The organism is Streptomyces sp. NRRL F-5126 (assembly GCF_000721265.1).
GTDB lineage: Bacteria > Actinomycetota > Actinomycetes > Streptomycetales > Streptomycetaceae > Streptomyces.
In genome coordinates this window covers 845,506-871,105 of the sequence record NZ_JOFZ01000001.1, presented here as the reverse complement: position 1 = coordinate 871,105, position 25,600 = coordinate 845,506, and the positions used below count along the sequence as shown (strand labels likewise).

Here is a 25,600-nt window from a genome sequence, read left to right as displayed (position 1 = left end):
TCCTTGGGCGCGGCCCGCGAAACGGGCGGCGCACGGCCGCTCGATGGGCGAAACTCGTCTCCATGGCACGCTCATCGGCGGATTCCGTACTGAGCCCCACGGACCAGCGGCTGGTGGCCGCGCTGCAGTGCGACGGCCGGCTCACCGCGGAGCGCGCGGCCCATGTGCTGGGCCTCAGCCCCGCCGTCGTGCGCCGCCGCCTGCACGCGCTCGGCGCCGACGGCACGGTGCGTGTGGTGGTCTCACCGGTCGCGCTGCCCCGAGGCGGCGGCGCGACCGGCGCCCTGTTCCTGCGCATCCGTGTGCTCCGGGGGAAGCTCGACACGATCGTCGCCGCGCTCGCGGCGCGCGACGACATCCCGTTCATCGACGTCACCACCTCGGGCGACGAGATCTTCGCGGTCACCGCCACAGAACCGGGCTCGCGCGATCCCCTCGTCTTCCGCCAACTGCCCTCCACCCAGGCGGTGACGTCACTGGAAAGCGCCTCGATCCTGCACGCCTTCCGCTTCACCTCCGAGTGGCGCCACCAGGCGCTGACCGCACCGGAACGCGCGGCGCTGACCCGGCTGGACCCAGCCGCCGAGACGGCCTCCGTCCCGCCTTCCCCCGACCTGTACGGCGTCGACACCGACGCCCTGGAACAGGCCCTCGTCGAGGCGCTTGCGCCCGACGCGCGCCTGAGCGCGGCGGCCCTGGCGGCCCGCACCGGCCACCCGGAGTCCACGGTGCGCCGCCGCCTGGCCCAACTGGCCGCCCAGGGCCGTCTGATCACCCAGGTCCTGGTGGACCCCCACCGCCTCGGGCTGGCCATCGAGGCCAAGCTCCTGCTGCACGTGACCCCCGACCACCTGGCCGCGACCGGACAGGCACTGGCCGACCATCCGTCGGTACACGGCGCGTACGCGACGTCGGGCCCGTCGAACCTGCACGCGGCCGCGTACTTCCCCGACCTGGCGGCCCTCTACGGCTTCCTCTCCCGCGACCTGACCGGCCTGGGCATCAGCCACGTCGAGACGGCGGTCGTCAGCCGGGTCGTCAAACGCACCCCGGCACTCACCACGGTGGAACACCATCGCCGCTCGTAGAATCACGGTGTGGCATTCATGAGCATCCCGCACTGCTGCTTCCTCTGACCGGAAGGCACTGAGGGCGACGCCTGGCGGCATCGCCCTCCTTGGTGTGCCTGCCGCGTGCGCCACGCTCCCTGTGTGACGTTCTGAGCGCGCGTGCAGGCACGGTCCCTTCCCTTCAGCTGTGTCAGGAGTGCCCTGTGCCCGTGTCGCTTCCCCCTGCCCTCGAACTGTCCCTCGCCCTGCTGCGCTGCCCAACGTGCCGCGCACGTGACCTCGCGTTCGACCGCGGTGCGCTGCGCTGTTCGGCCGGCCACTCCTTCGACGTCGCTCGCCACGGCTACGCCGGGCTGCTGACGGGCGCCCGCGCCACCAGCGGCGACGACGCGGCCATGGTCCGTGCCCGTAGCCGTTTTCTGTCCACCGGTGCCTACGCGCCCCTCCGCGAAGCCGCGGCCCGCCTGGCGGCCGGCGCCGCGCCCCGGCAGGCCACGGTCGTCGACGTGGGATGCGGCACGGGCTACTACCTGGCCGGTGTGCTCGACCGGTTGCCCGGAGCCCATGGCCTGGGCCTGGACACATCGGTACGGGCGCTGCGCTCGGCGGCCCGTGCCCACGAACGAGCCGCCGCGGCGTCCTGGGACGTCTTCCGCCCGTTCCCCCTGGCCGACGGGGCGGCCGATGTCGTGCTTGATGTGTTCGCCCCGCGCAATCCGGCCGAGTTCCACCGCGTGCTGCGCCCGACGGGCCGGTTGGTCGTCGTCCGCCCCACCGGGCGGCACCTGGCCGAACTGCACGGCCGCTTGCCTGCGGCCGTCACGGTCGATCCGTGCAAGGAGCAGCGCCTGCACCGGGCGCTTGACTCGTTCTTCGACGCCGCGGTCACCGAACACGTCGAGTACGCGGCACCCCTGACGGGGCCGGAGTCCCTGGACCTGGTGGCGATGACACCGAGCGCACGCCACCTGCGCCGCGCGGACCTGGACGTCGACGTCCTCCTACCCGGTCAGGTCACCGTCTCGGTGCTGGTCACGGTGTACTGGCCGCGGTGACCGTGCGCCGACGTGCCCGCGATCACGCGCCGAACAGAAGCGCGGTGACCGCCTCCGGGGCTTCGTGCATGGCGTCGTGACCGGTTGCCAGATCGGTCACCCGCCAACCGGGTTCGGCCAGCAGCCGGCTGCGCAGTCCGGCGAACGGCGTCCGATCCTCCCAGCCCGAGCAGTAGACGAACTCCCGGTGGGGGACCTGATCAACTGCGCCTGACAGCCGTGCCGTCTGCAGGAACGACGCGAGGGGATGGGGACGGCGGCGCGGATCGCCGCCGTCCGGTGGCCGGACGGCGTAGCCGGTGGCCGCGGCTCCGACAGCGAACACCTCGCGGTAGCGCTCGGTCGTCGACGACCAGCAGGACTCGCCGTCGCGCGGTACGTACGCGTCGAGATGCACCAGGCGTGAGACCCGGCCGTCTGCACGATCAGCAGCCGCGGCGATCACCATCCCGCCGTAGCTGTGGCCGACCAGCGTCACGTCGCTGATCCGGGAGCGATCGAGGAGCCGCAACACGTCGTCGGCGTGCGTGTCGAGGTTGGCGGCCGCGACCGTCGCACTGTCGTCGTCAGGCCGCAGACCGGTCAGGGTCAGGGCGTGGACGGTATGGCCGGCCCGCTCAAGCAGCGGGACCACCGCCTCGAACGACCAGGAGCCGTGCCAACCGCCGGGCACGAGGATGAACGTCGCCATGATCGTCTCTTTCTCTCAAGGCCGCGGCATCGGGCACGCTGCCTCGGCGTCATCCGGTTCGGAGTTCCGGCCCTCCGGCGTTGGCCGGCCAGGGTCGCGTTCTCCGTGGCCGGCCAACGCCGCAACCACGCCAACGCCAGGCGCAGTTGGAACTGTTCCGCGTCCTCGCCTCCTGCGAGCCTTCGCCGAGGAACTGAAGCCGCAGGTGCGCGCACCGGCCGGCGCTGATCAGGTCGCCTGCGGATGCACGGGCAGTGGATGCACTCGGGGGCGGAGCTCAGGAGCCGGCGGCCGGCTCGGGCGACGGCTGCCACTCCCGCCTGAGTAGCCCGTAGACCCACGAGTCGGAGACGTCGCCTGCCACGACGCAGTCCTCCCGCAACGTGCCCTCGTGCACGAAGCCGAGCTTCTCCAGCACACGGGCGGAACCCCCGTTGCGCGTATCGACCTCGGCCTGGACGCGGTTCAGGTCCAGCGTGTCGAACGCCCAGTCCAGCAGGGCGCGCGCGGCCTCGGTCGCGTAGCCGTGGCCCCAGGCCGCGTCGTCGTAGCAGTAGCCGAGCGACGCGCTGCGGAAGTCCGGGTTCCAGTTGTTCAGTGTGCACCAGCCGATGAACGCCCCGTCGGGGACACGGTCCACGGCCCACCGCAGCCCGGTGCCCTCCTGCTCCATCCGCCGGCACGTGGCGAGGAACTTCTCGGCGCGCGAGCGTTCGGTCCACGGGGGCGAGTCCCAGTAACGCAGGACGTGTGCGCTGCTGTGCAGGGAGAAGAGGTCGTTCGCATCCGCGTCCTCGAAGGCACGCAGCCGAAGGCGGGCGGTGCGCAACTCGGGGACGTGCAGCGAGTCGCTCATGTTTGTCTGCTCCCTGGTCGGTGGCGGCCGACCCATCAGACATTCGGCGCGGGCCGCTCGCAACGGGTTTTCGGGCCGCCACCGGGGGACCGGTGGCGGCCCGCAGCGGGGCATAGGCCCCCGCCGGGGCACCACCCTCGCGATCACCGGGCTCACATCGTCAACGGGCAGCCCCCGCTTACGGTCCGTGGCCTTCGCCGACGCGTCGCTCGCCACCCTGATGCCCACCGGGCGCAGCGGCTCCGCGCCCGCGCCCACCGGCCCCGCGCCGAGCGGCAGGCGCGGGCCCGGCGGGACTCGTCCGCCTCCAGCCGCAGATGCCCGTAGCGGCCGGCGCGCCCGCCGCACGCGTAGTCGTGGAGCGTCAAAGCGCCACCACGTCCGCGACCACGCACGCCACGTTGTCCGGCGCGCCCGCCTCGTGGGCCAGGGCCGTCAGCGCGTGGACCGCCTCCTGCGGGGTGGGCCGCGTACCGCCCGGCGGCGCCGTGAGCGTGCGATCGATCTCCGGCTGCGCCACCACCACCGACAGGCCCTTCGAGCACAGCAGGTAGCGGTCCCCCGCCCGCACGTCCTGGAGTCGCACGTCCGCGCGCAGCCCCTCGTCGCCGCCGGTCAGGGCGCGCACCAGCATGGCACGCTGCGGATGGGACGCGGCCTCCGCCGCATCGAGGTCGCCCGCGTCGACCATCGACTGCACCACCGTGTGGTCGTGCGTGACGAGGAACAACTCGCCGTCGCGCAGCAGATACGCGCGCGTGTCCCCGATGTGCACGAGCGCGAGCTGCGAGCCCGTCCACGCCATCGCCGTCAGCGTCGTGCCCGAGTCCTCGAACCGCTCGACGGCGCGGTTGGCGTCCGCCATCGACCCCGCCAGCACGTTCAGCAGGTCGGCGCCCGCCGCACCGGCCGGGATGCCCGCGCGCAGCGCGCCGATCGCCGCCTCGCCCGCGGGCGCACCGTCCCTGCCGAAGCCGTCCGCGACCGCGAACAGCCTCTCGCCCGCGTACACCGCGTCCTGGTTGACCTCCCTGACGAGGCCGCGCTCCGTGCGCGATGCGTACCTGATCCCCAGCGTCGACCGTTCCATGACCGCCGTCCCCTTCTCCGGCCGGTCCGTGGGACCGCCCGTCAGATGCTCGACGAGGAAGGCAGCGAGGTCGCGGCGGGCGGCCGTCTCGGCCTCGACCCGCGCCCAGTACGCCTCGACCTCCCGGCCCGCGGCCGGTGGATCGGTTGCGAACAGGTCGCAGACGAGCCGGATGCGGGCCAGTGGCATGCCGATGTGGCGCAGCCACGCAACCAGCCTGGCCCGCTCCAACTGCTCGGGCCTGTAGTAGCGGTAGCCGGTGAACGCGTCGACGTACGCGGGCGTGAGCAGCCCGAGCTCGTCATAGCGCCGCAGCGCCTTCGCGGACAGCCCGCAGGCGCTCGCGAACGCGCCGATCGTCAGCCGTGCCACCGCACCCGGTTCGCTCACGCCCACCCCGTTGCCCTTCCCCTGCCGAGCGGCCGTTTCCGCCCGGCACGGACGATGCTGGGGCTTCCCCCGCGGGCAAGGTCAACCATCGCGGTTCCCGCACTCCGGGTAGGGGATCTTGGACTCACGGTGAGACAGGGGACAGGGAACAGGGGACGGGGGCGGGCGGCCACGCCAGTCCGGCGTGCCGCCCCCACGTCTCGCCCCTACACCTCGCCCGTGTCCGACGGCCGCTCGTGCGTGTACCACCAGTACCAGGTCACGAGGATGGTGGCGAGGCCGATCACGATGCCGATCCACACCGAGCGGTAGTTGCTGAAGCCGCCCACGCTGCGCAGGAAGCCGACCGTGCCGCCGACGAGCACACCCCACAGCAGCGCCCGCAACTCGCGGGACATGAGGTGGCCCGCGCGCGTGAGTGTGAAGCAGATCGCGGCGAAGCCGAAGCCCGACGCCAGGGCGAGCCAGAGCTGCCCGAAGGTGGCGGGTCCGCCGTCGCGTGCCAGGTAGGCGGCGAACGCGCCGACGGCGATGCCGAGTATCAGGGCCGTGCCGACGGCCGCCGGGTGCATCTGCTGCGGAACGCCCGGGCGGCGCCTGGTCGTTGCCCGCCGGGGAGACGGTTCTGCGTGAGCCATGCCGGTGCCTCCTTCGCCTGCGCCTCATGCCCCGTTCACGAGTTCGCGGATCTCCGGCGCACGAGTAACCCTCCCGGCGCCGGTCATGCCTCTGCCGGGCTCCCGGGCAAGCCCGGCGGCCGAATGTGCAGGTCAACGAGGGTGAAAACGAGATAAATATCCCTTTTGCCCGAATGGGCGCACCATGAGGACATGAGCCACAACACCGCACAACACCCCCGTAGCACCGGTTCCGACATGGGCATGGGACACGACGCGGGTACCGGACGTGGACGGCACGACCACGACGCGGCCGCCGTCTGGGCGGCGGGCGGCACGCTCTTCGCGGGCACGCTGCTCGTCGTCTCCGGCGTCATGGACATACTCCAGGGCATCGTCGCGATCGCCAGGGACAACGTCTACGCGCACGTGAACAACTACGTGTACTCGTTCAACCTCACGAGCTGGGGCTGGATCCACCTGGCGCTCGGCGTGCTGATGGTCATCGTCGGGCTCGGCGTCTTCCGCGGCGCCACCTGGGCGAGGATGACCGGCATCGCGCTGGCCGCACTGAACGTGTTCGCGCAGTTCATGTTCCTGCCGTACGCGCCGGTCTGGGCGATCCTGGCGCTCGGCGTCTCGGTCTTCGTCATCTGGTCGCTGGCCTGGGACCGCGGAGGCCGCAGGTCGGCGTGAGGCCGGCGTGAGGCCGGCGGCCCGGTGGGTAGGGATGCGGACGGCGCGCAGGCGGGCCCGGCCCGCCGTACGCGCCGGCCGACTCCGTCCACGCCACCGCCACCGCCACCGCCCGTACGCCCGCCAGACGCCCGAGAGGCCGCCGGTTGCCCACGTCCACGCCCATGCCGTCGCGCGCCGATCGGCCCCGCGCCCAACCGCCCCGCCCCCGGCGCCCGTTGGTGCTGAGCCTGGCGCGCTGGGCCACCGGGCTGACGCTGCTCGTCGTGTCCGTCGTCGTGGCGTGCCGCGTGCTGGGGACCGACGCGGTCACGCCCGTCACGCAGTTGCTCGCGCCACTGCCCTGGCTGCTGGTGCCGGCGGGCGCGGCGCTCGCGGCAGCGGCCGCGCTGCGGTGGCGCGCGGGCGCGCTGTGGGCGGTGGTGGTGCTCGCGGTGACGGCCTGGTTCGCGCGGCCCTTCGGGGCGGGCGAGACCGCGCCCGCGCCGCCCGGTCCCGTCGTCGCCCACGTGAGCGTCCTGACGTCCAACGTCGAGTTCGGCCAGGCCGCGCCCCGGCTGATCGACGAGGTGCGGCGCGAGACGGCGCACGGGCAAAAGCCCGGGATCGTCTTCGTCGAGGAGTGCTCGCTGCGCTGCTCCGCGCTGCTGGAGCGGCTGCCGCGCACGGCCTATCCGTACCGGAACGTCGTCAGGCAGGACGGCTCGAAGGGGTCGGCGATCCTGTCCGTCTACCCGCTGCGGAACACGGCGGGCATCCCCTCGACGATGGCGATGCCCGGCGCGGTCGCGACGATCGGCGGCCGAGCGGTACGGCTGCAACTCGCCCACCCGCTGCCCCCGATCTCCGGCCAGGTGGCGGCCTGGCGCACCGAACTCGGCCGGATCCAGGCGTACGCGGCCGCCTCCGCCCGCGACGGCACGCCCGGGATCGTCGCGGGCGACTTCAACGCGACACGCGACCACGCGGCCTTCCGCCACCTGCTCTCGGCGGGCGGCCTGCGCGACAGCGCCCTGTACGGCGGGGCCGCGCACACCCCGTCCTGGCCGCACGCGGCGCCGCGGCCGCTGGGCGTGCAGATCGACCACGTACTCGTCAGCCGGGAATTCCAGGTGCGCGAGGCGCGGTTCATCGATCTGTCCGGCACGGACCACCGGGCCCTGCGCGTCCGCCTCGACCTGCACGGGTGACGGGGGTGACGGGGAGGGCAGGATGGGCGGAGCACGACCCGTACGAGTGAGAGGTGGATGCGGCGATGACCCCTTCGAAGGACGACCAGGGCATCTTGCACACGATCAACGGCCTCGTGGACGAGGAACACGCGCTGCGCGAGCGCTCCACCGGCAACCAGGGACTCGGCGACGAGGAGCGCGCACGGCTCAGGGCCGTCGAGGTCGAACTCGACCAGTGCTGGGACCTGCTGCGGCAGCGCAGGGCCAAGTCCGAGTTCGGCGAGGACCCGGCGGAGGCGAGGGTGCGCCCGGCGGGCGAGGTCGAGGGCTACCGGGGCTGAGGGCACCCGGGCGGCGCCGCCCGGCCGCTCATCAGTGGTGGCCCTGCAGCCGGTCCAGGTCCCTGCGCTCCCGCTTCGTCGGGCGGCCCGCGCCGCGGGGGCGCAGGGCGGCGGGTGCCGTGTACTCCTTGGGCGGCGGGGGCGGGCTGTTGTCGACGTAGCACGTCACGGCCACCGGCGCGCCCACGCGCTTCTTGATCACCTGCCGGACGACGACGAGCCGCTCGCGTCCCGCGTGCCACACGCGCACCTCGTCGCCCGCCTTCACCGGCTGGGACGGCTTCACGCGCTCACCGTTCACGCGGACGTGGCCGCCCTTGCACGCGGCGGCGGCCTGGGAGCGCGTCTTCGTCAGGCGCACGGACCACACCCAGCTGTCCACCCGCACGGACGGACCGCCGCTCGCGGCCGTCGCGGGCACGCGCGGCGCGGACTCGGCCGTCGTGGGCACGCGCGGCGCGGACTCGGCCGTCGCGGACTCGTGCGGCGTGGGGGCGGTGGCGGCCGGTGCGTTCGGTTCGGTCGCGTCCTCGGAAGCCATGCCACCGAGCCTAACGGGCGGGGGCGGCTCTCTCCGTGGCCCGAGCAAAAGGGCAGGTCAACGCCGAGCACGGGGCGAGGCTGGGGGTCCGCGGCCGGGGCGGCTAACCTTACGTACCCGCCCTGGCCAGAATTGCGGGGTCACCCGGGCCCGAACCACGGGCCCCAGGTCTCCCGCCGGCACCCACAACTGATCTGAAAGGGCTCCCTCATGGGCATTCGGAGCTTGCTGCGCAAGGTGTTCGGACGCGACGGTGGCGACACGAGCGGCCCCGAGGGGCACGACGAGTCGACCGGCACCGTCCTCCCGCCGCAGGCGGACCGCGAGCGCGCGGACCGCACGCAGCCGGCCCCGGCTGCCCCGGACGCCGCCGCGCCGGCGGACTCCGGCGACGCCGCGGCAGACCTGGTGGCGGCGGCCTTCGACAACCCGCGCGCCACGACGCCGCCGACCCCGAAGGTCCCGGCCCAGGCAACGCCGGACGACGCCCCGGACACGAAGATCACCGAGGCGGTGGCGACGCCCGAGCCGACGAAGCCCGATCGCGTGGCCGCCGAGCAGGAGCCCGAGCCCGAGCCGACGGCCCCGGAGGATCCGCAGACGGCCCCCGAGCCCGAGCGGGCGGAGGCGGCTCCCGAGGCCGGGCGATCGGAACCGGGCCCCGGTGCCGACGAGCAGGAGCGGTCCGCGACGCCCGCGTCCGAGCCGGAGCCAGAACTGGCCCCCGAAGCCGGTGAGCAGGAAGCACACGCCGACACCCCGGCCGAGGCTCCCGCCGCGGCGCCGGAGGACTCGCACCCCGAGCAGCCAGAAGCGGAATCGGCCGCAGAGTCGGCTCCCGAGCCGGACGCGGCATCGACCGCGGAGTCAGAGGCTGCGGAGCCCCCGGAGCCCGAGCGGCCGGGAGCGGAACCGCCGGCCGACGCCAAGAACGCGGCGGACGCCCCCGCCGCCCACGTCCCCGATGGCCTGCGCGGCGCGTACGACGCCGCCGGCGAGGCGCTGGGTGACAGGGCGCCCGAGCGCGCCGTCTACCTCGTGCTCGACCGGTCGGGCTCCATGCGGACGTTCTACAAGGACGGCAGCGTGCAGGGCCTCGCCGAGCAGGTGCTCGCGCTGGCCGCGCAACTGGGCGGCGAGGACGCCGTCGACCCCGTCGTCCACACGGTGTTCTTCTCCACCGACATCGACGGCTCGGCCGACCTGACCCTCGGCGCGTACGAGAACGTCATCGACGAGACGCACGCGGGCCTCGGGCGGCTCGGCCGCACGAGCTACCACCGCGCCGTCGAGGACGTCGTCGAGCACTACGAGAAGTCGGAGGCCGCGTCCGAGGGCCGCCCCGCGCTGGTCGTCTTCCAGACCGACGGCGCCCCCGACGCCAAGCTCGTCGCGCGCCAGGCGCTGAACGACGTCGCGGGCAAGCCCCTGGCCTGGGCGTTCGTCGCGTTCGGCCCGTCCGACTCCAAGGCGTTCGACTTCCTGCGCAAGGCGGAGCAGGAGATGGACCACGTCGGCTTCTTCCACGCGGGCCCCGAGCCCCGCGGCCTGAGCGACGCCGAGCTCTACACCGGCCTCGTCGCGGCCTGGGACGCGGCGGGCGGCCGCGCCTGATACAGCCCCACAAGGCTCCCCGTTCGCGGCTCACTGTGACCAGCGTCCAACAGATAGTCGTTGCGACGCAGTCCTGGCCGTTGGGAAGATGGCGCACATGTCTGACCACGGGGGCGAGGCGGCGCAGCCGCGCAACGGCGCGCGCGACCTGCGCTTGGCGGACGTGGCGCAGACGACGGAGGGACCCACACCCGCTGAAACCGGCACTGGCTCGGCGAAGGCCCGCAGGCACGCGTTCGCCGAGCTGCTGGGCGAGTTCCGTCGCACCGCAGTGCTGGTCCCGCTGGGCGACGGGCCGGGGCCCGACGAGGAGCGGGGCCTGCTGACTGCCGACTTCAACGGAATCCGTTTCGTCCTGGCGTTCTCCGACGAGCAGGCGCTGGCCCGTTACGCGGTGGCGCGTGGCGAGACGGCACGCGAGTGGGCGTACCAGACCGTCCTCGGCGCGCGCCTGCTGGACGTGGCGGTGCCGGCGGCGGGGGTGCCGTGCGGGGTGGCGCTGGACTGCGCGGACGGGGAGGACGGGATGGTCTTCCCGCCCCTGCACGGGATCGTGCCGGACGCGGCGGCCGTGGACCTTCCGGTGGGTGAAGGGGGCGCGGCATGACGGGCAGCGACGGCAAGGCCCTTCAGACCGAGGGGCTCGGCCTGATCGCACAGGGGCTGACGGCAGCCCTGGGCGAGCTCAAGGAGCTGGGCATGGTCGGCGCGGCCGACGCCGGGCGGGGCTTCAGCGACATCGCACTGTCGGGTCTGCAACTCGGACACGAGGGCCTGACGGACGAATTGCGAACGTTCTGCGACCGCTGGGAGTGGGGGTGCGTGCGCTGGTCGACGAGGGCAACGCGCTGGCGGCCAAGACGGGCATGTCGGCGGGTGCGCACTACGAGACCGAGCACTACCTGGAGGGCAGCTTCAAGGTCGCCACGAACGCGGCGGTCGGCAACCCGTACGCGTCCGAGGACGACATCGAGAAGACCGGCTGGCGCGACATCGTCACGTCCGGGGCGAGCACGGACTTCAGCGAGAAGTCCTTCGACGACGCGCTGACGAACATCGGGCAGGGGTGGAAGGACGCGGGCCACGACGTGATGACGTCGCACACCCTCGGCCCCCTCGGCCCGCTGGGCCCGAATCCCGCGGACCTGGACGGCGCGTTCGGCATCCCGGACGGGCAGCAGGACACGCAGCAGGACGGCAACGGCTGATGGGCCTGCTGGGGGACATAGGCGACGGCATCAGCCACGGCATCAACAAGGGCCTCGGCTACGGCGAGCACCTCTTCGACGAGGGCAAGAAGAAGGCCGGCGAGGGCGTCGACTGGGCCACGAACAAGGTCGGCGACGGCCTGGACCACGTCGGCCTGCACGACTGGGCCGATCACGTGGAGGACTGGGGTGACGACCTCGCGTCCGACCTGGGCGCCACCCCTGGCGAGCAGCAACTCGGCCAGAGCGACGAGCCGAACGAGCTCGTCCACGGCGATCCCGGCAAGATACGCGAGAGTGCCAAGCACCTCACCGACTTCCACTCCGCGTTCGGCAAGGTCGCCACGGGGATGAAGAAGGTCGACTCATCGGGCTGGAAGGGCGAGGGCGGCGACGCGTTCCGGGAGGAGTTCGGGCTCCACCCCGCCAAGTGGGCGCAGGCCGCGGCCGCCTGCGAGGCGGCTGCCGGCGCTCTCGACGCCTACGCGCACACCGTCACCTGGGCACAGGGCCAGGCCAAGGAGGCCATCGCCCTGTACAAGAAGGGCGTCAAAGCCTCCAAGGACGCAGTCAACGCGTACAACAAGAAGGTCGACGCGTACAACGCGAAGGTCGACGCGAACGAGGACCCCGGCCCGAAACCCGACCCGTTCACCGACCCCGGCGAGGCGGACGTCAAGGCGGCCCGTGCCAAGCTGGCCGAGGCGCGTAAGCAGCGCAACACCGCCGGCTCTGAGGCGCAGGGAAAGATCAAGGCGGCGCTCGCCCACGCCCCGGCCGAGCCCCCACCCCTGGCCCGCCTCGGCAACGACTTCCTCGACGCCAACACGGCCGTAAACACCGAACTCGCCCACGTCGGCGGCGGCATCATCAAGGGCACAGCCGGCCTGGTGACGTTCGCCCGGGGCCTCGACCCCATGGACCCCTACAACCTCACGCACCCGGCTGCGTACCTGCAGAACGTGAGCATGACCCTGTCGGGCCTGGTCTCCACGGCCGCGCACCCTGAGCGGGTCGTCCAGACGGCCGTCAACGGGTTCAAGAAGGACCCCGCCGAGTTCGTCGGCCGCCTCATCCCCGAACTCGTCGGCACCAAAGGCGTGGGCCTGGCCCGCGGCGGGCTGCGCCTGGCAGCGGAGGACGGGGCGAAGGAGGCCGCGGAGCAGGGCCTGCGCACGAGCGCCCGCAAGGCGGTGGAGGACGGCGCCGAGGACGTCTCGCGGCGGCCGGGCGAGAAGGTCTGCGCGAAGGATCCCGTCGACGTCGCGACCGGCCGCATGGTGTTGCCGTCAACCGACGTGTCGCTGCCGGGAGTACTCCCGCTGATCCTGCGGCGCCAGTTCGAGTCGTCGTACCGGCTGGGCGGCTGGTTCGGGCCCACCTGGTCCTCCACGCTCGACGAGCGTCTGGAGATCGACGCGCAGGGCGTCGTGCACGTCGGCGAGGACGGCGTGACCCTGGCCTACCCGCATCCCGCGCCCGGCGTCCCCACCCTGCCCGCCCACGGTCCGCGCCTGGCCCTGGACCGCACGGAGGACGGCTACACGGTCACCGACCCCAAGACCGGCCAGGTGCGGCACTTCGAAGAGCGCGGCGACGGCCTCGCACTGCTGGAGCAGCTCGACGACCGCAACGGCAACTGGACCGCGTTCGAGCGCGATGCCGACGGCACGCCACGCGCCATCGTCCACAGCGGCGGGTACCGGCTGCGCATATCGACCGCGGACGGCCGGGTGACGGCCCTGCACCTGGAGGGTGCCGCCGCGGACGGCGCGGACCAGGAACTGCTCCGCTACGGCTACACGGACGGCCACCTCACGACCGTCACCAACTCATCGGGGCGCCCTACCCGGTTCGGCTACGACGCACACGGCCGCATCACGTCCTGGACCGACACCAACGACAGCCGCTTCGACTACAACTACGACGACCAGGACCGCTGCACCCACCAGTCCGGCGCCGCAGGCCACCTGCGCTCGGACTTCACCTACAGCGCGGTCGACCCGGACACCGGCGAACACACCACCGCCATCACGGACTCGCTCGGCCACGCCACGCACTACACGGTCAACGCCCACTGCCGGGTGATCGCCGAGACCGACCCGCTCGGCGCGACCACCCGCTACCAGCGCGACCATCGGGGCCGCCTGCTGGCCCGCACGGACCCACTCGGCCGGACCACGTCGTTCCAGTACGACCAGGCAGGCGACCTGGTGACCGTGACCCGCCCGGACGGCCGAGCCACGCGGGCCGAGTACAACGGCCAGGGCCTGCCGACGAAGGTGATGAACACCGACGGCACGGTCACCAGGCAGACCTACGACGAGCACGGCAACCGCACCTCGATCACCGACCCCACCGGCCGGACCACACACCTCGCCTACAACACGGCCGGCCACCTCACCTCCGTGACGGACCCCCTCGGTAGCACCACAACCGTGGCCTCCGACCCCGCCGGACTACCACTGCTGGTCACCGACCCACTGGGCGCGACCACCCGCTACCAGCGGGACGCCTTCGGCCGCCCGACGGCGATCACGGACCCGACGGGCGCCACGGCACGCATGACGTGGACGGTCGAGGGCCACCTGACCCGGCGCACGGCTCCGGACGGTACGGCCGAGTCCTGGACGTACGACGGCGAAGGCAACTGCACAAGCCACACCGACCCGCTCGGCGGCGTGTCCCGGTACGCATACACGCACTTCGACCTGCTCACGGCCCGCACAGGACCCGACGGTGTGCGCTACGAGTTCGCTCACGACACCGAACTGCGCCTGACGAACGTCACCAACCCACAAGGGCTGACCTGGACCTACAGCTATGACGCGGCAGGCCGCCTGGCCGAGGAGACGGACTTCGACGACCGTACCCTCGCCTACGCCTATGACACCGCCGGGCGGTTGGCCTCTCAGACGAACGCTCTCGGCGACCGCGTGGAGTTCGAACGCAACGACCTGGGACAGGTGCTCCGCAAGAACGCGGCGGGCCGGGAGACGACCTACGCCTACGACCTCACCGACCACCTGGCCCAGGCGACCGGCCCCGACGGCACGACCCTCACACTCCTGCGCGACCGCCACGGCTGGCTGCGCTCGGAGACGGTCGACGGCCGGACCCTGACGTACACCTACGACGACCTGGGCCGCCGCACCGCCCGCACCACCCCGGCCGGCGCCAGCACCACGTACTCGTACGACGCCGCGGGCCGCCTGACCGGCATGAACGCCTCCGGCAGGGCCATCGACCTCACCTACGACGCGGCGGGACGCGAGCAGACCCGCCGCATCGGCGGGGCGATCACCCTGCACCACACCTTCGACGCCCTGGGCCGCCTGACCGAGGAGTCGGTAACGGCCGCGGGCGGCCGCCCGGTTCAGCACCGCGCCTACACCTACCGCGCCGACGGCAACATCACCGACATCGACGACCAACTCTCCGGCCACCACCACTACGACCTCGACACGTCAGGCCGCGTCACGACCGTCCAGGCGTCCGACTGGACCGAGTCCTACGCCTACGACGAGGCGGGCAACCAGACCCACGCGTCCTGGCCGGCCGAGCACCCCGGCCAAGACGCCGTGGGCACTCGCGAGTACACCGGCACCCGCGTCACCCGCGCCGGCGGGGTCCGCTACGAACACGACGCCCTCGGCCGCACGACCTTGCGCCAGAAGACCCGTCTGTCCCGCAAGCCGGACACCTGGCGCTACGAGTGGGACCCCGAGGACCGCCTCACCCAGGTCACCACCCCCGACGGCACGCGCTGGCGCTACACCTACGACCCCCTCGGCCGACGCACCGCGAAACTCCGCCTCGCACCGGACGGCGAAACAGTCACCGAACGCGTCGACTTCACGTGGGACGGCACGACCCTCTGCGAACAGACCACCACGTCCCCGGCTCTCCCCGCCCCCGTCACCCTCACGTGGGACCACCACGGCCTGCGCCCCCTGACGCAAACAGAACGCCGCACCACCACCACGGACGTCGCTGACGCGCCCCAGCCGGACATCGACTCCCGCTTCTTCGCCATCGTCACCGACCTCGTCGGCACCCCAAGCGAACTCATCGACGACCATGGCGACATCGCCTGGCGCACCCGCTCCACCCTCTGGGGCACAACGGCCTGGACAGCCGACAGCACCACGTACACGCCCCTGCGTTTCCCAGGCCAGTACTACGACCCGGAATCCGGCCTCCACTACAACTACTTCCGCCACTACGACCCCGAAACAGCCCGCTATATAAACCCGGACCCGATGGGTTTGTCGGCTTCACCCAATCCGGTTGGTTACGTCCCCACGCCCACATCCCTTATTGATCCGTTGGGCTTGGCTCCTGTGGGATGTCCGGAGGAACCACATCTATTTCGCGGTACCACCAGGGGGTACGATGCGAGTAGTGGTACTCAGGCGAGCGGTTACACACCTACCTCCACAGACGCTGGAGTAGCCACTGCCTTTGCGAGACACTCCGAGCAGTTCGGAGACGCTGTAGTCCAACTATTCCCCCGTAGTGCGCTCAATGGTGTGGCCACCGCTCCCGGATACATTGCAGCGGAAGCCGAGGTCGGCGTAGAGTTGTCGGCCGGCGAACTCGCGGGCCGCGCCAGCGTGACACTGCCTGTCGACTCTGCGCGCGATATCCTCGCAGATATGGGAATTCACGTACCGAAAGTGACCTCATATCAGGGAATCAGCGATGCCCTGGAGTGGGATATACCCAAGCTCACGCCAGAGCAGACCACCCAGTTCCTAAGGGAAGCCTACAGGCATGGATAAAATGGAAGAAAATAGAATTCAGATCGTTTCCGTTGAGTTGCAAGCCTCCGACCAACTGACCTGTGTAGTTCGATGCGTAGGAGGTGTCGTCCGGGTCGGCCAAAACTTTGCCCCTGAGCATCAGGATGATAGGGAGGACGCAGTGCGCTCGCTGCTGACCCTGGAACAGATCGACCGGTACGGGCGGTCTGTGGAATTCTTCGACGCTCCGCACGGAGCGAAAATTTCACTTTCGGTTAACGAGCCATCGGTCGATCTTGAAGTGGGTATGATTCTCCACAGTGTTCCCTGACAATATCGGCTCAGTGTTGCGGTGAGGGATAAGATGGGTGCTGGGAATGTCCCGACCTGTCTCGAATGCGTGCAGCCTTGGTGAGGCAATGGCCTATTTCCCGGACTTGAGTCCGTATTCATACAGCCCATCCGTCCAGGAAATGCTGAATATCGGTTGGCTGGCACGAGAACATCCCTACAATACGGGAGACGCGCCCGACGGGCTACTGACGTCACTCGTGAGTATGGCCCACGACCCCATCAACATGCAGCGCGGAATGCATTTTTGCGAACTGTGTCCCGAATTTCAGACTGCACGGTCGAATACCTCGCGTGGCCACCTTTTTCTCGGGAGCGGGGAAATTCGTGTCGCTGGTCGCCGGAGAATCACTTACGTGTCTCCCGTGATGATCATCCACTATATTGAGCAACGCGATTATCTACCACCAGCGGAGTTTTGTGCTGCCGCCCTCGCGTCGGCGCAGTAGCTACTGCGGATGTAAAAAAAGGTTGCGCAGAACGATCTCGCCTGCTTCGATCCAGACCCGGTGAACACCCGCCAGGCGCGTTGACCGATCGACGTCTGGAGATACCCCGCGAAACGCGGAGGAAATCGAGGAAGCCAGTTTTTCGGGCTGAGGAGCCGTCCGCATGACCGACACGCCCCCCTCACGCGGGGTCCGCGCTGTCTTCGACGCCGAGGTCGTCACGGTCTACCAGGCCTACCCGGACCGGATCGCCGGACCCGCTCTGCGTGTGGGGACCTTCGTCGAGCCGTTCAAGCGGGAGCGCATGACGTGGATCAAGCCGTCGTTCCTGTGGATGATGTACCGCTGCGGCTGGGCGGCCAAGCCCGACCAGGAGCGGGTCCTCGCCGTCGGCATCACGCGGGAGGGCTTCGAATGGGCCCTCGCCCACGCGTCCCTCAGCCACTTCGATCGCGACCACCACCCGACCGAGTCCGCATGGCGCGAGGAGCTGCAGGGCAGTCCGGTCCGCGTGCAGTGGGACCCGGAGCGCGATCTGGGGCTCAACCCGTTGCCGCACCGCGCGATCCAGATCGGTCTGTCGGGCGAGGCGGTCGACCGGTACGTGGACGACTGGATCACGTCGATCCGCGACGTGACGGCGCTCGCCCACGAGGTGCACGCAGCCGTGACCCGCGGGGACGGCTATGAGGCTCGCGGCCTGCTTCCCCGAGAGCGGCCCTACCCGCTTCCGGACGACATCGCCGCCCGGGTCGGCGGACGCTGACAGGAGTTGACGGGCCGGCCCGCTGCCACTCGCCTGTCACCGTCGGCACACGACCCACACCGTCTTGCCCGACGGCGGGTAAGGCCGTACCCCCCATTCCCCTGCCAGGGCCTCGACGAGCAACAGCCCACGACCCGACTCGCCACCTTCGCCGCCCTCCGGGCGCGTCGTCGGCAGCCGGTCGCCACGGCAGTCCGAGACCTCGATCCGCAACTCCGCCGGGCCGAGCAGGACATCGAGACGCGCCCGGCGCCCGCGCACCCGGCCGTGCACTGCCGCGTTCGCGGTCAGTTCGCCGACGAGAACGGCTGCGACGGCGAGGAGGTCGTCACGATCGCACACGGTGGACGGCAGTTGGTCCGCCAGCCACCGATCGGCGGCGTGCCGGACGGCATGGGCGCCGCGCCTGGTGGTGGGGAAGGGCCTGCTGAAACATGCGTGGTTGGTATGCGCGAGTGGGGCGTGGGTCGCGGTCCCGGATTCCTGGTTCACGTCACCGAGCGTGAGGCAGCGACGCTACGGTGGGTAGTAGTTGAATGCGTACGGTGAGCGACTGTCCGGTGGTACGGGCGGGTTGTCCGGGCTGCGGGCCGTGCTTGTCCGGGCGTCCGGGCGTGACACCGGCAGATGACGGTCGGTGGTCAGGAGAACGAGAACGGGGTGGCGGACATGGCGGTACGACCGGACGCAGGCCCGGAGGATCCGGCGGGCTCGGACGAGGCGGCGGATCTGTTCCGCGCAGTCGGCCGCCAGGTCAAGGCCGGGCGGGAACGGGGCGGGCTGAGCCAGAAGGAGCTGGGCGAGCGGACGGGGTACAGCGAGGAGCAGATCTCGTCCATCGAACGGGGCCGCCGCACCCCCCAGCCCGCCTTCTTGGCAGCGGTCGACGAACTCCTCGGCTGCGGCGGGTTGCTGGCGGTCACGGCGGAGGACGTGGAGCGGGCGAAGAAGCGGCGGCGGCTGCGGCACCCGGAATGGTTCCGCGACTACGCGGAGCTGGAGGCGCAGGCGGTTGAGATCTGCTTCTACAGCACGCTGACCGTGCCGGGGCTCCTGCAGACCGAGGAGTACGCGCGGACCGTTTTCACCGCGCGACGTCCCATCCTCGACGAGGACACCATCGAGCAGCGCGTGTCCACACGCCTCGCTCGCCAGCAGATCCTCGAACGATGGCCGCCGCCTGTAGTGACCGCTGTGGTCGATGAGTCGGTGCTGCTCCGAGAGATCGGTGGGCGACTGGTGCAGCGCGGGCAACTGGAGCATCTCGTGGCACTGAGCCGACTGCGCAACGTGGAGATTCAGGTTCTGCCGTTGGCCTGCGAAGGGCACGCGGGGATGGAGGGGCCGTTCATTCTCCTTACTCCCGAGGGCAAGTCCCAGCTGGGGTACGGCGAGTTCCAGAGTGTCAACCGGATCATCACGGACCCCGACGAGGTCCGTATGCTGGCCGCACGCTACGGAAGCATCCGTGGTCAGGCGCTCACCCCGCCGGACTCTCGGGTGCTCATCGAGAAGCTGCTGGGAGAATGATGAAGAGCGAACAGGCCGACAGGCTCCGCTGGTTCAAGAGCACCTACAGCGGTGGCGACGGCGGCGAGTGCATCGAGATCGCCCCAGAGGACACCGTGGTTCACATACGGGACTCCAAGGAGCGAACCGGCCCGCAACTCGCGTTCGCGCGTGACGCGTGGACCGGCTTCGTCGCCGGCATCGGACGCCGGTCAAGCGCCCACAGGGACTAGCGGGCCGGATTCGAGAGCGTCGCTCTCAAGGTACGCGCGTACCAGGGCTCGTCCTCGTGCTGCTGCGGTGGCGTGCTGGGAAGGTGCGTCCGGCGGTGGGGTGTTCAGGTTCTCGCAGCGGCGGCAGGTGCCTTTGTGTGCCGTCGGCCGACCGCACTCCGTGCACTCGTGCCAGCGCGGTGCGGTAGGCGTGACGGCGGGTGGCTCAGCCGCCGGTGGCAGTTTGCGGGTGAGGCGGTCGCGCAGAAGCGCGGACGCGCTGTGGATCCGGCCCGGCAGGCCGCCGAGAAGTGCGTTCGCGAGCTCGCGGGGACCGTGGCCACGTTCCAGCCAGGGTGTCACCAGCGGAGCGAGCGCCGCCGCCTCGGCCGTGCCGAGACGCAGACGCGGTTCTGGCGCCGTCACGCGGTGGAGCAGCGCTGCAGCTTCGCCCATGGTCGCGTAGCTTGTCTCCCGCCCGGCCGCCCGTGCGCGCTGACGGGGGAGGGTGGGTACTTTCTCCGGGGTCTTTACGGGGTGACCGCCCGCGCCGTCGGCAGCCACTGGACCGGGACCCGGGTTCACGGCACCCGGCGCCGTCACCCCGGCGCCCCGGGGCACGTCGAAGACATGGACCTGACTGCTGAACGTGCCGTCCGCGTGTCGCACCCGTTCGACGAGGTAGTAGCCGAACGCCGTGAGTTCGCGTAGAGCCTTCGCCACGGCGAGGCGCCCTTGCGGGCTGGTGTCGGCCATCTTCCGGCCGTCTTCGCGCCAGCCGTCCGGCCGCGACAGAAGGTCGGCGAGCAGGCCGCGAGCGGTATAGGACAACCGCCGGTCCTGCAACACCTCGTTGGGGAGGACAGTGAAGCCGCGCGTATGGCGGCTACGATGGATGTGCATGGGGAGGTGGTACTCCTTGTGCCCGGCCCCGGAGCGCGTTGCTGGCGCTGCCGGGGTCATCTATTGAGTTTGTCGCAACAGACAGTACCACGCTGGTCACACATGGTCATCACACGTGTGGGCCTGCCTCGGCGGGCGGACGCAGCACCCGCAGCGGCCCGCCCGACTCGGCATCGGGGACGTCTCGTGCGTGAAGCGGTACATCGAAGCGCAAGCCGATGCACCGGAGGCCGACGTCCAGCTCGTTCCTGCGCTGCGGAACGTTGCCGCGCGACTCGTTGGTGTAGGAGTCGTAGGCGCCCTGGACCACGGCGCAGTTCGCTGAGTCCTTGTCGGTCTCGCTGTAGACGGTGATGGTCGTCGCCTCGCCGCTCTCCTCGTACTTCTTCCGGGCCGCGGTCGCCTGCTCGCGGCGCGTGGCCAGGCCGTCCTAGCCGTGCACAAGGCCGGCGCCTGGCCGGACGGATACGTCTGCCGGACCTGCTCGGACCACACCGTCCGGACGCGTGGCACCTGCCCGGGACGCGGCCAGGGCCGGGCCTTTCCCGCGCCTCGCCCCGGTGATGGGGACGGCAGAGTGGGCATGCCTACGAACCAGCGTAGTAGAATTGAGAAAGTAGGAAAGTGAGAGAGTTTGATAGTTGCTATTTCCTGGGTAGACTGGCTGTCGATGACATGGATAGGAGGGAATTCCATGGCAATGGCCACATACCAGACCCGGATGCGCGAAAAGGGGCAGTTGACGCTTCCGGCACGCGTACGGGAGGCACTGGGGGTCGCCCCGGGAGACGAGCTTGAGTTCGAGGTCAGCGACGCCGGCACTGTCGAGGTCCACGGACTTACAAGGATCCGCTCCGACCAGGCGTGGTTCTGGACGCGGGAGTGGAGGGAGGGTGAGCGCCAGGCAAGCGAGGACATCGCCGCCGGACGCACCACCGTCCACGAGGACGCGGACGCTATGTTCGCGCACCTCAACGCAGACGACTGACCCCAGCACCCGGAGGCCCTATTGCCAACGTTTGAGACTGCTGCCCACTTCAAGCGCGACTTCAAAAGGCTCAGCCCGGAAGACAAGAAGCGCTTCGAGGAGGTCATCCAGACCAAGTTCGTTCCGGATGTGGTAGCAGGGCAGTTCCGACCCGGCCTCCGGGTCAAGCCCATACAGGGAGTCAGCGTTCCCGCAGGTCAGAGCCCTATCATAGAGATGACGTGGGCTCCTGACGGCCGGGCCACCTGGCAGTTCGGTGCGCAGGTCCGCGACGACGAGACGCACATCGTCTGGCGCCGGGTCGGCGGCCACGAGATTTTCGATCCCGGACCGCCCTGACGGAGCGCGGGGCCCACCAGCACATGTGGTGGGCCCTCTCGCATCGTCGAGGCCCTCGGACATGAGCAATCACCTCCCTTTGCAGCTCACCACAGGGCACCTCAGGTACCTGACCGAGCCCGACTCGCCGTCTCAGGCGCGCCCGCCGCGCCCCCGCGCCCCCGCCGCCGCCAGGCGGTCCGTGCGGGTGGTGGGGAGGGTGACCGTGATCTCCAGGCCGCCCGTCTCGCCGCGGCCCGGTACCGCGGAGACGCCGCCCCCATGCGCCTCCGCGATGGAGCGCACGATCGACAGGCCGAGCCCCGCGCCCGTGCCGCCGCCCAGGCGGTCCCTGCCCTCGCCCCTGCGGAACGGTTCGAACAGCGCCGGTATCTCGTCGGCCGGGACGGTGGGGCCCGTGTTGCGCACGCGCAGCGTGCCGTGCTCGACCGAGACGTCGACCGTGCCTCCCGGCACGTTGTACTTCTTGGCGTTCGTCAGGAGGTTGGCCACCAGGCGCGACAGGAGGAGACGGTTCGCGCGCACGGCGCGCACCGCGCGCGGCGGGCCGGGCGCGTCCCCGGCGATGGGGCCCGCGTCCCCGGCCACGGGCGCCGCGACGCCGTGGCGTGCCGCCTCCTCCGCGACGAGTTCGCGCAGGTCCACGTCCTCCAGCTCCTCGTCGGCGAGCCCGCGCTCGCTGCGCGCCAGCACCAGCAGCCCCTCGATGAGCTGCTCGCTCCTGCGGTTGTTGTCCAGCAGCGTCCGCCTGGTCTCGGCGAGCTCCTCGGGTGACGACGCGTCGTCGAGGCCCACCTGGATCGCCGTGCGCTGTGTGGCCAGCGGGGTGCGCAGCTCGTGCGAGGCGTTGGCGATGAAGCGCCGCTGGCTGTCGAACGCGTTCTCCAGGCGTGCGAGCAGGGCGTCGAGTGTGTCGCCGAGCTCCTTGAGCTCGTCGTCGGGGCCGCTCGCCGCGATCCGCTCGTACAGGTTGACCTCCGACAGGCCGCGCGCCTTCTCCGTCATCGCACGCACCGGCCGCAGCACCCGGCCCGCCGTCCACCAGCCGACCACCACCGCGAACAGCGCCATCACAAGCAGCGCGACCAGCGACCAGAACATCAGCTCGTTGCGTGCCGCGTCGCCTACCTGGTCCGTGAGCTGGAACAGCGTCACCCGCGCCGGCCTGCTCGCCCGCTGCTCGACGACGCCCGGCGAGCCGATCGCGCGTCCCGCGCTCGGCACCGCGCTCCACACGGGCACGACGTCGGCGCGCGAGGCGATGCGTGCGGCCTGGTCGCTCGTGCTGGCGCTGGAGAGCAGGTTCACGACACCGAGGAGGCCCGCGCCGAGTACGACGAAGACCGCGCCGTAGATCAGCGCGATGCGGGTCCTGACGCCCGAGCCGTGGCCGAGCACGGTCTTGCGGGGCGAACGGCCCGGGCCGGCGGACGAGCCCGGGCCGGCGGACGAGCCCGGGCCGGGGCCACGCCTGGGGCCCGGTACATGCGCGGCGGCGGACGTCGTGGCACTCACAGCGCGTACCCCACTCCCTGCACCGTCCTGATCACCGGTGGCTCCCCGAGCTTGCCGCGCAGCTTGCTCAGGCACACGCGTACCGCCCCCGTGAAGGGGTCGGCGTGCGCGTCCCACGCCCGCGCCAGCAGCTCCTCCGCCGAGACGGGAGCGCCGTCCGCCTCCAGCAGGATCTGCAGCACCGAGAACTCCTTGGGCGACAGGTCGAGCCTGCGCCCATCGCGCGACGCCTCGCGCCGTACGGAGTCGAGCCGTACGCCCGCGCGTTCGAGCTGCGGCGGGACGGGTCTCGCGCTGCGGCGGCGCAGCGCGCGCACCCGCGACACCAGCTCGGGGAACTCGAACGGCTTGCCCAGGTAGTCGTCGGCGCCCAGGTCGAGCCCCTCCACCCGGTCCTCCATGGACGCGGAAGCGGTGAGCATCAGGATGCGGGTACGCGACGACTCGGCGACGAGCTTGCGCGCCACGTCGTCACCGTGCACGCGCGGCAGGTCGCGGTCGAGGACGACGACGTCGTAGTCGTGCAGGCCCAGGTAGGCGAGTGCCGCGTCACCGCTGTAGACGGTGTCGACGGCGAACCCCGCCCGGCGCAGCCCCGTGGCGACCAGCTCCGCCAGGATCTCCTCGTCCTCCGCGACCAGCACCCGCATGCGACGTCTCTCCTGCCTTCCGCCCCGTTCCTTGAGCCCCGCGGCACCCCTGCGGGCCCGTGCCCCAGCGTCCTGCGCCAGCGACGCCCGGCCCCGGGTCCCGGCCCTGGGCCCCGGCACTCGGCCCTCCGGCAATGATCCTCCGCCCCTCGACGGAACACGCCGTTTCGGGGCAACCGGGGGCGGCTTCAGCCTGCCGTCCACGTGCCGTGCCGTGCCGTGTCGTGCCGGCCTCCAGCCCTCGTCCCGGTCCTGAGCACCGGATTCGGCCGGGTTCACCCAGAGATGTGACAGCCGCTGCCACTCTTACCCGACCGGGTGTTTCGCAAAGCTCTCCACACCACCGGCCCCTGTGCGCCTACTGGCCGCCCACCACCAGGCGTTCGAGCGCAGCCCGCGCCCTGGCGTCCGAGCGTGCGCGCGCCGTGATGGCCTCGGCCAGCCGCCGCGCCCAGTCGTCCATCTCGACCGGCGTACGGGACAGGGCCACGCCCCGCACCACCTTCACGACCTCCGCCGCGACGCGCCCGTGCGCCATGGTGAGCACGAGCCGGTCGTCGCCGAGTGTCACCTCGGCACGCTGGATCCTGCCCTCACGGCCCGCCATCCGGTCCGCGACCGAGCGCTTGCGCTCCAGCTCGACCGCGCCAGGCGGCAGCGCCTCGGCGAGCGAGCCGCTCAGCACCTGCGCGTAGACGTCCAGGTCCGCCGCGTCCCTGCGCAGCGCCGCGGCGAGCAGCTCGACGGACGCGCCGGGGCCGCCGCCCTCCGGCTGCTCCGGCTGCACCGGCTCCCCGGGCCCCTCCGGCCGCCTCGGCTCGATCGGCCCGCCGGTCCCGTCCGGCCCGTCTCCCGCCGCGTTCACCGTGCACGTCCCCCTTCGCTCGCTCCACGACCGGCCCCGAGTCCGGCTCCGACAACTGCCATCGTGACCATGGCGAACATGGTGACCACGAGGACCATGGTGACCCCTCGCGTCCGCGAACCCCTCAGCCGTCGAGGCTCAGCACCATCGTCGGCCGGGCGATCTCGTGGTCCTCGCGCAGCGGCCGCACCGCCGTGCCGATGGAGAAGAACTCCGTAGTGTGCCCGCCCCACCGGTGGTTGTGCGCGTTGAGCTGGACGCCGACCACGCCCTCCGCGTGCAGCTCCTCCGCCTCCGCCTGCATCCGGGCCATGGCCAGCTCGCGCGCGTCGTACAAAGCCTGGGTGAACTTCTCGATCTCGACGTTCTTGCCGATGTTCGACAGCGCGGCGCCCATCCGCTGGTGCGCGACGTGGTAGACGCAGGTGCCCATCACCATGCCGAGCGGCGCGTACCCCGCCCTGATCAGCGTCCAGAAGTCCTGGCCCGACAGGTCGGACGTGAAGGGCTGGCCCTTGTTGTTGCGCCAGGACGTGCCGCCCGGCGCGGGCTCGTCCGCCTTGACGGCCGTGCCGATGGCGATGAACTCGGCGATGTCGTTGCCGAAGTCCCGCGCCTCGACGCTGAGCCGTACGCCGACGATGCCGTCGGCCCCGAGCTGGGCAGCCTCGGCCTCCATGCGCGTCATGGCCAGCTCACGCGCGTGGTACATGGCCTGGCTGAGCGTCTCCAGCTCCTGGTTCTTGCTCCACCGGCCGATCTGGATGCCGACGTGGTAGATCGAACTGCCCAGCACAAGACCGATGGGCCGGAACCCGGCCTCCCGCACCAGCAGGAACTCGTTGACGGACAGGTCGCTGGTGAAGATCGACCCCGCCTTGCCCGGCTGGAGCTCCGAGAGCCTGCGCATGGCGTCCTCGGGCACGCCCTCCTGCGAGAACTCCGGTCGCGTACCGCTCACGTCGTC

The 25,600-nt window shown here is 71.2% G+C and carries 27 protein-coding genes; 15 read left to right on the top strand and 12 right to left on the bottom strand.

What is annotated here, in order from left to right; translation table 11 throughout:
* Nucleotides 1-62 precede the first annotated feature (62 nt).
* Both IH48_RS37340 and IH48_RS0103985 read left to right on the top strand, forming a co-directional pair.
* Complete coding sequence (locus IH48_RS37340; protein ID WP_037840821.1) at nt 63-1,088, top strand: Lrp/AsnC family transcriptional regulator; 1,026 nt, start codon at nt 63-65, stop codon at nt 1,086-1,088.
* Nucleotides 1,089-1,273: 185 nt separating this feature from the next.
* Nucleotides 1,274-2,125, top strand: coding sequence for a methyltransferase domain-containing protein (locus IH48_RS0103985; protein ID WP_030899104.1), 852 nt, complete (start codon nt 1,274-1,276; stop codon nt 2,123-2,125).
* A gap of 22 nt (nt 2,126-2,147) precedes the next feature.
* Here IH48_RS0103985 and IH48_RS0103980 read toward each other — a convergent pair whose 3' ends face one another.
* The 4 genes from IH48_RS0103980 to IH48_RS0103965 form a co-directional block, all read right to left on the bottom strand.
* Nucleotides 2,148-2,816, bottom strand: coding sequence for an alpha/beta fold hydrolase (locus tag IH48_RS0103980; RefSeq protein WP_030899102.1), 669 nt, complete (start codon nt 2,814-2,816; stop codon nt 2,148-2,150).
* Nucleotides 2,817-3,093: 277 nt separating this feature from the next.
* On the bottom strand, nt 3,094-3,672 hold the full coding sequence (locus IH48_RS0103975) for a GNAT family N-acetyltransferase (RefSeq protein WP_030899098.1): 579 nt from the start codon (nt 3,670-3,672) through the stop codon (nt 3,094-3,096).
* 364 nt (nt 3,673-4,036) lie between these two features.
* Nucleotides 4,037-5,134: a MerR family transcriptional regulator gene (locus IH48_RS0103970; protein ID WP_030899096.1), complete on the bottom strand. Its 1,098-nt coding sequence runs from the start codon at nt 5,132-5,134 to the stop codon at nt 4,037-4,039.
* A 224-nt stretch (nt 5,135-5,358) separates the two neighbouring features.
* On the bottom strand, nt 5,359-5,790 hold the full coding sequence (locus tag IH48_RS0103965; protein WP_030899093.1) for a hypothetical protein: 432 nt from the start codon (nt 5,788-5,790) through the stop codon (nt 5,359-5,361).
* A gap of 192 nt (nt 5,791-5,982) precedes the next feature.
* Here IH48_RS0103965 and IH48_RS0103960 point away from each other — a divergent pair, with 192 nt between their 5' ends.
* The 3 genes from IH48_RS0103960 to IH48_RS0103950 all read left to right on the top strand — a co-directional run bounded on the left by IH48_RS0103960 (nt 5,983) and on the right by IH48_RS0103950 (nt 7,978).
* Nucleotides 5,983-6,465, top strand: a complete 483-nt coding sequence (locus IH48_RS0103960) for a DUF7144 family membrane protein (RefSeq protein WP_234434111.1) — start codon at nt 5,983-5,985, stop codon at nt 6,463-6,465.
* Nucleotides 6,466-6,686: 221 nt separating this feature from the next.
* Nucleotides 6,687-7,655: an endonuclease/exonuclease/phosphatase family protein gene (locus tag IH48_RS0103955; RefSeq protein WP_234434110.1), complete on the top strand. Its 969-nt coding sequence runs from the start codon at nt 6,687-6,689 to the stop codon at nt 7,653-7,655.
* 65 nt (nt 7,656-7,720) lie between these two features.
* Complete coding sequence (locus tag IH48_RS0103950; RefSeq protein WP_030899086.1) at nt 7,721-7,978, top strand: DUF2630 family protein; 258 nt, start codon at nt 7,721-7,723, stop codon at nt 7,976-7,978.
* 31 nt (nt 7,979-8,009) lie between these two features.
* On the opposite strand, the gene IH48_RS0103945 is transcribed toward IH48_RS0103950, so the two are convergent.
* Nucleotides 8,010-8,519, bottom strand: a complete 510-nt coding sequence (locus tag IH48_RS0103945; protein ID WP_078849436.1) for an RNA-binding S4 domain-containing protein — start codon at nt 8,517-8,519, stop codon at nt 8,010-8,012.
* 210 nt (nt 8,520-8,729) lie between these two features.
* Between IH48_RS0103945 and IH48_RS0103940 the strand changes: the two genes are divergently transcribed.
* The 6 genes from IH48_RS0103940 to IH48_RS0103920 all read left to right on the top strand — a co-directional run bounded on the left by IH48_RS0103940 (nt 8,730) and on the right by IH48_RS0103920 (nt 17,652).
* On the top strand, nt 8,730-10,133 hold the full coding sequence (locus tag IH48_RS0103940; RefSeq protein ID WP_107059211.1) for a VWA domain-containing protein: 1,404 nt from the start codon (nt 8,730-8,732) through the stop codon (nt 10,131-10,133).
* Nucleotides 10,134-10,230: 97 nt separating this feature from the next.
* On the top strand, nt 10,231-10,740 hold the full coding sequence (locus tag IH48_RS0103935) for a hypothetical protein (protein WP_030899078.1): 510 nt from the start codon (nt 10,231-10,233) through the stop codon (nt 10,738-10,740).
* A 211-nt stretch (nt 10,741-10,951) separates the two neighbouring features.
* The gene (locus IH48_RS34250) at nt 10,952-11,341 is read left to right on the top strand and encodes a hypothetical protein (protein WP_051839049.1); all 390 of its coding nucleotides are present in this window, start codon (nt 10,952-10,954) and stop codon (nt 11,339-11,341) included.
* On the top strand, nt 11,341-16,125 hold the full coding sequence (locus IH48_RS0103925; RefSeq protein ID WP_030899075.1) for a putative T7SS-secreted protein: 4,785 nt from the start codon (nt 11,341-11,343) through the stop codon (nt 16,123-16,125). The genes IH48_RS34250 and IH48_RS0103925 overlap by 1 nt, the downstream gene beginning before the upstream one ends.
* Nucleotides 16,118-16,417 (top strand): hypothetical protein, encoded by a 300-nt coding sequence (locus IH48_RS36145; protein WP_158710243.1) that lies wholly within the window; start codon nt 16,118-16,120, stop codon nt 16,415-16,417. Before IH48_RS0103925 ends, IH48_RS36145 begins: the two co-directional genes overlap by 8 nt.
* Before the next feature lie 632 nt (nt 16,418-17,049).
* The gene (locus tag IH48_RS0103920; protein WP_030899073.1) at nt 17,050-17,652 is read left to right on the top strand and encodes a DUF4291 domain-containing protein; all 603 of its coding nucleotides are present in this window, start codon (nt 17,050-17,052) and stop codon (nt 17,650-17,652) included.
* A 36-nt stretch (nt 17,653-17,688) separates the two neighbouring features.
* Here IH48_RS0103920 and IH48_RS0103915 read toward each other — a convergent pair whose 3' ends face one another.
* The gene (locus tag IH48_RS0103915; RefSeq protein ID WP_030899070.1) at nt 17,689-18,144 is read right to left on the bottom strand and encodes an ATP-binding protein; all 456 of its coding nucleotides are present in this window, start codon (nt 18,142-18,144) and stop codon (nt 17,689-17,691) included.
* 177 nt (nt 18,145-18,321) lie between these two features.
* On the opposite strand from IH48_RS0103915, the gene IH48_RS0103910 reads away from it, so the two are divergent.
* On the top strand, nt 18,322-19,182 hold the full coding sequence (locus IH48_RS0103910) for a helix-turn-helix domain-containing protein (protein ID WP_030899067.1): 861 nt from the start codon (nt 18,322-18,324) through the stop codon (nt 19,180-19,182).
* Nucleotides 19,182-19,394 carry a DUF397 domain-containing protein gene (locus tag IH48_RS0103905; protein ID WP_030899065.1) on the top strand — a complete coding sequence of 71 codons (213 nt, stop codon included), beginning with the start codon at nt 19,182-19,184 and terminating at the stop codon, nt 19,392-19,394. The genes IH48_RS0103910 and IH48_RS0103905 overlap by 1 nt, the downstream gene beginning before the upstream one ends.
* Here the strand turns inward: IH48_RS0103905 and IH48_RS34795 are convergent.
* Nucleotides 19,374-20,276: a hypothetical protein gene (locus tag IH48_RS34795; protein ID WP_078849435.1), complete on the bottom strand. Its 903-nt coding sequence runs from the start codon at nt 20,274-20,276 to the stop codon at nt 19,374-19,376. The genes IH48_RS0103905 and IH48_RS34795 overlap by 21 nt on opposite strands.
* Before the next feature lie 109 nt (nt 20,277-20,385).
* The gene (locus IH48_RS0103895; protein WP_030899061.1) at nt 20,386-20,586 is read right to left on the bottom strand and encodes a hypothetical protein; all 201 of its coding nucleotides are present in this window, start codon (nt 20,584-20,586) and stop codon (nt 20,386-20,388) included.
* Between the two features lie 384 nt (nt 20,587-20,970).
* Here IH48_RS0103895 and IH48_RS0103885 point away from each other — a divergent pair, with 384 nt between their 5' ends.
* Nucleotides 20,971-21,264, top strand: coding sequence for an AbrB/MazE/SpoVT family DNA-binding domain-containing protein (locus tag IH48_RS0103885; protein ID WP_030899058.1), 294 nt, complete (start codon nt 20,971-20,973; stop codon nt 21,262-21,264).
* Nucleotides 21,265-21,480: 216 nt separating this feature from the next.
* Nucleotides 21,481-21,603 carry a hypothetical protein gene (locus IH48_RS37335; RefSeq protein WP_267885298.1) on the top strand — a complete coding sequence of 41 codons (123 nt, stop codon included), beginning with the start codon at nt 21,481-21,483 and terminating at the stop codon, nt 21,601-21,603.
* Between the two features lie 132 nt (nt 21,604-21,735).
* Here IH48_RS37335 and IH48_RS0103875 read toward each other — a convergent pair whose 3' ends face one another.
* The 4 genes from IH48_RS0103875 to IH48_RS0103860 form a co-directional block, all read right to left on the bottom strand.
* Nucleotides 21,736-23,001: a sensor histidine kinase gene (locus IH48_RS0103875; RefSeq protein ID WP_051839131.1), complete on the bottom strand. Its 1,266-nt coding sequence runs from the start codon at nt 22,999-23,001 to the stop codon at nt 21,736-21,738.
* Between the two features lie 113 nt (nt 23,002-23,114).
* Nucleotides 23,115-23,768 carry a response regulator transcription factor gene (locus IH48_RS0103870; RefSeq protein WP_030899049.1) on the bottom strand — a complete coding sequence of 218 codons (654 nt, stop codon included), beginning with the start codon at nt 23,766-23,768 and terminating at the stop codon, nt 23,115-23,117.
* A 358-nt stretch (nt 23,769-24,126) separates the two neighbouring features.
* A complete protein-coding gene (locus IH48_RS0103865) occupies nt 24,127-24,633 on the bottom strand; it encodes a hypothetical protein (RefSeq protein ID WP_234434109.1) in 507 nt (168 codons plus the stop codon).
* A 124-nt stretch (nt 24,634-24,757) separates the two neighbouring features.
* Nucleotides 24,758-25,594: a heavy metal-binding domain-containing protein gene (locus IH48_RS0103860; protein ID WP_030899042.1), complete on the bottom strand. Its 837-nt coding sequence runs from the start codon at nt 25,592-25,594 to the stop codon at nt 24,758-24,760.
* Nucleotides 25,595-25,600: the final 6 nt, after the last annotated feature.

Bases quoted from the DNA above. Each gene is read 5' to 3' on its own strand.
- IH48_RS0103935 (WP_030899078.1), top strand. From the start codon at position 10,231: ATGTCTGACCACGGGGGCGAGGCGGCGCAGCCGCGCAACGGCGCGCGC.
- IH48_RS0103885 (WP_030899058.1), top strand. From the start codon at position 20,971: ATGGCAATGGCCACATACCAGACCCGGATGCGCGAAAAGGGGCAGTTG.
- IH48_RS0103965 (WP_030899093.1), bottom strand. From the start codon at position 5,790: ATGGCTCACGCAGAACCGTCTCCCCGGCGGGCAACGACCAGGCGCCGC.
- IH48_RS0103870 (WP_030899049.1), bottom strand. From the start codon at position 23,768: ATGCGGGTGCTGGTCGCGGAGGACGAGGAGATCCTGGCGGAGCTGGTC.
- IH48_RS37340 (WP_037840821.1), top strand. From the start codon at position 63: ATGGCACGCTCATCGGCGGATTCCGTACTGAGCCCCACGGACCAGCGG.
- IH48_RS37335 (WP_267885298.1), top strand. From the start codon at position 21,481: ATGACGTGGGCTCCTGACGGCCGGGCCACCTGGCAGTTCGGTGCGCAG.
- IH48_RS0103945 (WP_078849436.1), bottom strand. From the start codon at position 8,519: ATGGCTTCCGAGGACGCGACCGAACCGAACGCACCGGCCGCCACCGCC.
- IH48_RS0103975 (WP_030899098.1), bottom strand. From the start codon at position 3,672: ATGAGCGACTCGCTGCACGTCCCCGAGTTGCGCACCGCCCGCCTTCGG.
- IH48_RS0103940 (WP_107059211.1), top strand. From the start codon at position 8,730: ATGGGCATTCGGAGCTTGCTGCGCAAGGTGTTCGGACGCGACGGTGGC.
- IH48_RS0103910 (WP_030899067.1), top strand. From the start codon at position 18,322: ATGGCGGTACGACCGGACGCAGGCCCGGAGGATCCGGCGGGCTCGGAC.
- IH48_RS34795 (WP_078849435.1), bottom strand. From the start codon at position 20,276: ATGCACATCCATCGTAGCCGCCATACGCGCGGCTTCACTGTCCTCCCC.
- IH48_RS0103950 (WP_030899086.1), top strand. From the start codon at position 7,721: ATGACCCCTTCGAAGGACGACCAGGGCATCTTGCACACGATCAACGGC.
- IH48_RS0103925 (WP_030899075.1), top strand. From the start codon at position 11,341: ATGGGCCTGCTGGGGGACATAGGCGACGGCATCAGCCACGGCATCAAC.
- IH48_RS0103960 (WP_234434111.1), top strand. From the start codon at position 5,983: ATGAGCCACAACACCGCACAACACCCCCGTAGCACCGGTTCCGACATG.
- IH48_RS0103920 (WP_030899073.1), top strand. From the start codon at position 17,050: ATGACCGACACGCCCCCCTCACGCGGGGTCCGCGCTGTCTTCGACGCC.
- IH48_RS0103980 (WP_030899102.1), bottom strand. From the start codon at position 2,816: ATGGCGACGTTCATCCTCGTGCCCGGCGGTTGGCACGGCTCCTGGTCG.
- IH48_RS36145 (WP_158710243.1), top strand. From the start codon at position 16,118: ATGGATAAAATGGAAGAAAATAGAATTCAGATCGTTTCCGTTGAGTTG.
- IH48_RS0103905 (WP_030899065.1), top strand. From the start codon at position 19,182: ATGAAGAGCGAACAGGCCGACAGGCTCCGCTGGTTCAAGAGCACCTAC.